Raw genomic sequence first — 938 nt, 5'->3', positions numbered from 1 at the left:
CTTGGATTCAGGACGGTTTTCTATTGCCTTTTTTAAGTCTTAACTTCGAAAATTTTTGACCTCATGGTCTTGACATATTACCGTAGGTCTTATTTTCTTTTATAATTTGAAGTATTTCTTCATTAGGCGTAAGATTACCAAAACTTAAAGCTACAGGAGGATTTCCATTACCAGCGTGCAAAGCAAATGTAAAACTTGCCATTTTTTTTGACGGTATTTCAAAAACACCTATTACTACTGTTTGTGATTTACCTTCTTCAAAAGAAATTTCACCTGTAATTGCACCCCATCTTAATAAGTCACCATTAGAAAGTGTTGTATTTTTTAAAAATGATTGTTCAGGTATAATGTTAACTGGAATTGACTTTTTATCTGACTTAAGTTGAATTTCAACATTTTGCCACAAATCATCATTATTAAACTTCTTTGGTAATTTTACCTTAAGTTTTAAATCAGAATTATCATCTTTGGATTGAATTTTATTTTTAATAAAAGTTTTACCATTTAATTCATTTATCTTTGGTAATTCATCATTACGAAGCATTGCTTCATATAATAAAGTATTATCTATATCTGAATAAGCTCCGGTGAATAATAAACCTATTGCCAGAAGTAGAATAGTTATAACAGAAGCTAAAAATAAAGATTTATATTTTCTAAATAGCTCCAAGTTAATTCCTCCTTTTATTCAGTTTTACTTTAAAACACATTTTTCATTCTGTTACACTCACAAGGTTCTAATAAGTGAAGAGCTTGATTAAGAATATTTCTTATAAGTAAACTTCTTCATTTAGCCTTCCTAATTAACTTGTTTTTAACACATTTTCAGAAGATTTAACTGCCTTTGCGATATTTTATTGCATTATCATTTTTAGATATTTGTTAAAGTTAGCTTGATTTTTATTAGTTTTAGATCTAATATAGCCTAACATAATACA

The 938-nt window shown here is 27.5% G+C and carries 1 protein-coding gene; it reads right to left on the bottom strand.

All coding sequences use genetic code 11. From position 1 onward, the window contains the following. Positions 1-61: 61 nt before the first annotated feature. Positions 62-670 (bottom strand): hypothetical protein, encoded by a 609-nt coding sequence (locus tag cpu_RS08745; RefSeq protein ID WP_075859634.1) that lies wholly within the window; start codon positions 668-670, stop codon positions 62-64. Positions 671-938 lie beyond the last annotated feature (268 nt).

Origin of the sequence: Carboxydothermus pertinax, assembly GCF_001950255.1 — a bacterium.
Taxonomy (GTDB): Bacteria; Bacillota; Z-2901; order Carboxydothermales; family Carboxydothermaceae; genus Carboxydothermus; species Carboxydothermus pertinax.
This window is presented reverse-complemented; position numbering and strand designations above follow the sequence as displayed.